The following is a 4817-nucleotide window of genomic DNA, read 5'->3' on the forward strand; positions in this document are numbered from 1 at the left end:
CGCCCCCAGTGCCGCTGCACCACCAGGCGCTCCCCCTCCGGCCGCAGCACGTCCCCGGTCGGAACGTCCGGGGTGGCGGAAGGATCCAGGACCGCGTCGCCCTCCCCCTCGACCCGCACGTGGCCACGCTCGACCACCTCGAGTTCCGCGCGCCCGGCCGTGCCGTTGACCGAGACCCGGTACCCCTCCCAGGGACCGTGCGCGTTCAGCGAGTACGTGAGCATCGCGCCACCGCGATAGTCCACGAGGAGGGCCATGTTGTCCTCGATGGTGATGCCCGGCGCGAACGGGTCGAGGTCCCGACGGTAACCGTCGTGCTGTTCGGCCCGCAGGTACAGGCCCTCCAACCGCGGATCGGAACGCAGGTCGAGCGAGAACGGGTCGCTCGGCGCCTCGGTGCCACGCTCCGGCCGCGCACCCATACCCCGCGCCCGCGCGTTGTCGTCGCCGTAGAAGCGCAACGCCCCGGAGGCGAAGACCCGGGTCGGGACGTCGTCCAGCCACCAGTTGACCAGATCGAAGTGATGGCTCGACTTGTGCACCAACAGCCCGCCGGAGTTGGACTTCTCACGATGCCAACGACGGAAGTAGTCCGCCCCGTGCACGGTGTCCAGCACCCACTCGAAGTGCACACTGGTGACCTCGCCGATCTCACCCGAAGCCACCACCTCCCGCAGCGTCGAGTTCCTGGGCGCGTACCGGTAGTTGAACGTCATCACGACGCTTCGCCCCGTCTCGGACACGGCCCGCGTGACGCGCCGGCATCCCTCGGCGTCCGTCGTCAACGGCTTCTCCACCACCACGTCCGCACCCGCACGCAGCGCCCGCTCGACCATCTCGGCATGGCTGTGGTCCGGGCTGGTCACGATGACGACGTCGACGCCCGACTCGCGGACCATCCGCTCCAGCCCCTCGGGCCCGAAGCGCGGCAACGGCTCACCGCCCCCGCCCCGCCGGCCGCGCACCTCCTCGTCATACCAGTCGATGCGCGCCGGGTTGGGATCCAACCAGGCCACGATCTCCCCGACATCGGCATGGGCGTCGGTCAGCGCGGACACGTACATCCCCGCACGATGCCCGGTACCGACCACCGCGTAGCGCCGCCGAGGCCGACCCGCCACCGGCGGCGCGAAATCGGGCACCACGCCGGCACCCGGCGCCCCGCTACGACTGGACGGCGGCAACGGCGCGGTCGGATTCTGGTCGATGGGACCGGGCATGAGGGCTCCTCCGTCGGGGCGCACCGGACGAGTAGGGAGTGAATCGTTTCACATCACCCTAGGAAAAGAAGCCGGTCATGGCAATCCCGGACAACCACCGCACCCCCGACCGTCGCCACCCGACCGGGGCCTTGTCGAGGAGCGGGATCGGCCCGGTGGTCATGAGGCGAAGTACTCCCGAAAACGGGGGGTCGTGAGATGCCACTCCACGGCTCCGCCCACGAAGGCCGCCAGAGCGCGTACGTTCTCCCACACGTCGAAGAACGCCAAGGCGGACACAGTCTGGAGGCGACTCTGGTACGTGTCCGCCGTGGCGGGGGCGCCCAGTGCCGCGCGGCGCAGTTCCAGGCTCCCTCGTTCCCACAGATGGGCCGTGAGGTTGCGGTCCAGCCCCTGCCGCCAGGCCGTGGGCATGGGCGGGGCGACAAGGGCGCGACCGCCTCCTCGAAGCCCGCGGTCGGGACGCGCCAGAACGCGGCGTCACCGGGCCGGAGTTTCCCCCACATCGTGCGGTAGCGGGGATCGGACAGGAAGCCCACTTCTCGTGCCCACGGGCGTACCGCCGCCGAGCGTGCGGAGGCCGGCGAGCAGCGGGGCGTCGAAGGCGAGGACGACCTCTTACCGTGACCCGGCGGAGCTCGCGTGCGGGTCGGCGCGAGGCGCTCGGCCCTGCTGGACGAGCTGGGCGCCGCCCGCGTTCTCCCCGCCGGTGAGAAGGAGGTCCTCGTAGGTGTGGTGGCGGCGCGTGGTGACGCGGTGGTGCAACAGGTCGGCCGCGCGGGCGTGTTCGCCGATGTCGGCCAGGGCGCGTGCGAGGGTGTCCTGGACGATCTCCCGTTCCACCCGGACCCCGCCGAGCCGTTCGACTCTCTCGCCCAGGCCCGCCAGCAGGTCCACCGCCGCCCGGGGGCGGCCCCCGGTCAGGTGCGCGAGGGCCTCGGCGACGGGGGCCAGCACGTCGCGGTAGTCGGGCCGGTCGTCGGCGGCCGCCCGGCCGGCCAGGACGTGGAGATCGTCGGTCGCGGCCTCCACCGCCAGGGCCAGGGCCAGGTTGAAGGTGTGGAAGACCTCCGCCATCCCGCCCGGTGCGGCCAACAACTCCCGTACCAGCCCCGGGTCGCAGCGGCCGGCCGGGGACTGGCCGATGAGCAGCAGGCGCCAGTTCGTCGCCGCGCGCATGCCGACGTCCGAGTGGGCCAGCGCCGTGTCCGCCCGGCGGCGCGCGTCGGGGAAGTCCCCGCAGGCGATCGACTGGAGGGCGGCGTGCCAGTTGAGGTGACCGAAGTTCATCGCACCCGGGTCGGTGGCCAGCCAACGGTCGAGGAAGGCCACGGCGGCGGGACCGGCGCCCAGTTCGTGCTCCGCGTGCGCGCGGGCGTGCGCCGCCACGCCGGAGCGCGGATGCCGGGCCAGCGCCCGCTCGGCCAACTCGTGGGCCTCGTCCACCCGGCCCTGCTCCGCCCGTGCCGAGGCCAGCCAGCCGGCCCAGGCCCAGTTGTCGGGACCGGCCAGGGCGTACTGCTTCTCGACCAGGGCGTCGCCGTGCTCGCGGTAGGCGGGGTCACCGCAATCGTGGAACGCGCCCAGCATGAGCCCGGCCACCTCGTCCGTCGGCCACTGAGCGAAGTGCCTCACCAGGTGGTCGGCGGTCAGTCGGTAGTGGCGGTGCGTGTGGAGGAACACCCCGTGGACCAGGCTCGCCTGCCGGGGCCCGACGGCCCGCGCGTCCTGGTACGCGACCACGAGCTCCTGTTTCAACGCCTCGTCGCTGAGGCCGTCGCCCGTCGCCAGCATCAGCAGCGCCCTGGCCACCCCGCTGCGCGGATCCTCGCTCGCCCACTCCCGCAGCAGGGGCAGCCCGCGCCCGCTCAGCGCCAGCAGCTCCCGCACCGCGGCGTCCTCCAGCGACACTTCCGACGCCATCCCGACCACCTCCGCTCGCCAGCCGTCAGACGCTCGCCCTGAACAGCGCGGTGCAGACGATGCCGCTGTTCCCGCACTGCTGACGTGACAGGTTCAACGGCAGCCCGACGTTGTTGCCGCCCCCCGCTCCGCTGCCGGAGACCGTGCTGCCCGTGGCCTGTGCGTCGCCCTGCAGGACACAGGTGTTGCCGAACACGGCGTTCCCGATCCCGACGACGCTGGCCTGTGCGGCACCGGCCGGGATCAACGCCACCCCCGCCGCCGCGCCGACCACCGCGCTCACCATCGCGGTGCGCCTGACCGCCTTCTCGGCACCGTTGCCCATGCTCCGCGTCTCCGCGCTCATCGCGTCCCTCCTCCGGCCGGGATCCGATCCCGACGCTCCGTGCCAGCTCGCGGCACGGAGACCACGCCCCGGCCGCATCCCGCCCAACGATCCGGACCCGATCCCGACACTCCGCTCCGGCGCGTCGCGCACGGCTCCGCGCCCCGCGCGCCGGTCCTTCGAGCCTCCCGTCGTCCGGTTTTCACTCCTTCGAGGCTTCACGTGGTGGCGTCCTCCGCGGCGCCCGCCCGGTGTGCGTGATCGTGCACCGGCCACCCCGTTCCACCGGAAGCCGCGGCTGCTGACGGGGGCGGCCGAACTGACCGTGCTCCTGGGCAACATGTGCGCCGACGACGGCGCCGACGCCCTCACCCAGCACCACCACCGCACCGCGGCCCACCTGGCCGCCGAGGGGCAGTCCGCCCTCGTCCTGGCGCGGCAGGCCGCCGAGACCGCGGCCCGGCACGCTCCGCTGATCATCCGGTCCTACACCCAGTCCCAGCTCGCCGTCGCCCAGGCGCGACTCGACAACCGGCCCGGAGCCCTGAAGGCCCTGCACGCCGCGGAAAGTCTCCACGGCCAAGCCGACCAGAACGTCGGCGATCCCCTCGCCAGCTACTCGGCGGCCAGCCTGTACTGCCAGCGCGGCCGCGCCCTGACCGCCATCGGCGACCACCCGGCCGCGATCACGGCCCTGACGGTATCCCTGCGCGATCGCGCCCCCGAGGCCCGACGCAGCCTGGCCCTGACGTCCGCCCACCTGGCCGGGACCCACCTCAGCCAGGGACACCTCGACGAAGCCCTCGTCAACTGGCAGGGCTTAGTCACCAACTGTCCCGGCCTCCGGTCAGCCCACGCGACCGCCCGTCTGGCTTCCATGCGCCGGACCCTCCGCCCCACGGCAGGCACCCCGCCGTCGCCGCCCTCCTCCAGCGGACGGCGTCCCTGCGACCGTCCCCGGGCCCACCTCCCTCCGGTACCGCCTCGGGTGTCTCTCCGGCGGCCACGGCCCGCGCGAGGCGAGCGGTCGACACCAACTCCCCCCGACGCGCCGGCAGAAACGTTCGCCCCTCACCCGACCGCACGGGCCGACCCGGGCCACGTCCATCCGGGTGGGGTGACCGGGGACCGGCCGGCTTCGGCCGGCGGGATCGTTTCTTCCTCTGGTGCGCCTCTCAACTGCCGTGCCGCGCGGGCCGGGTGGCGTGCTGCTCCACCGGAGTGAGCGGTTCCGTGCCCGAGCACGTCGGCGGTGGCGCGCGCGTCTCGTGCCGTATCCATGGCCGGGACACCTTCAGCCCCGACGGGCAGAGGCTCCCCGACCGGGTCAGGAGCTGTCTCTTATACAC

General features: G+C 73.2%; 4 protein-coding genes. 1 reads left to right on the forward strand and 3 read right to left on the reverse strand.

The genetic code is table 11. The annotated features are described in order from the left end of the window. The 3 genes from E1283_RS31865 to E1283_RS31875 form a co-directional block, all read right to left on the reverse strand. The coding region (locus E1283_RS31865) for a Gfo/Idh/MocA family protein (protein WP_132821647.1) at positions 1 to 1220 on the reverse strand (1220 nt) is incomplete at its 3' end. A 618-nt stretch (positions 1221 to 1838) separates the two neighbouring features. Next, positions 1839 to 3143 carry a tetratricopeptide repeat protein gene (locus E1283_RS31870; protein ID WP_243745248.1) on the reverse strand — a complete coding sequence of 435 codons (1305 nt, stop codon included), beginning with the start codon at positions 3141 to 3143 and terminating at the stop codon, positions 1839 to 1841. Positions 3144 to 3168: 25 nt separating this feature from the next. Further along, the gene (locus E1283_RS31875; protein WP_243745249.1) at positions 3169 to 3489 is read right to left on the reverse strand and encodes a chaplin family protein; all 321 of its coding nucleotides are present in this window, start codon (positions 3487 to 3489) and stop codon (positions 3169 to 3171) included. Between the two features lie 319 nt (positions 3490 to 3808). Between E1283_RS31875 and E1283_RS40140 the strand changes: the two genes are divergently transcribed. Continuing rightward, positions 3809 to 4693 carry an NsdA family TPR-like regulatory protein gene (locus E1283_RS40140; RefSeq protein ID WP_481906710.1) on the forward strand — a complete coding sequence of 295 codons (885 nt, stop codon included), beginning with the start codon at positions 3809 to 3811 and terminating at the stop codon, positions 4691 to 4693. Positions 4694 to 4817 lie beyond the last annotated feature (124 nt).

It is taken from the genome of Streptomyces hainanensis, from assembly GCF_004348415.1.
Lineage (GTDB): Bacteria > Actinomycetota > Actinomycetes > Streptomycetales > Streptomycetaceae > Streptomyces > Streptomyces hainanensis.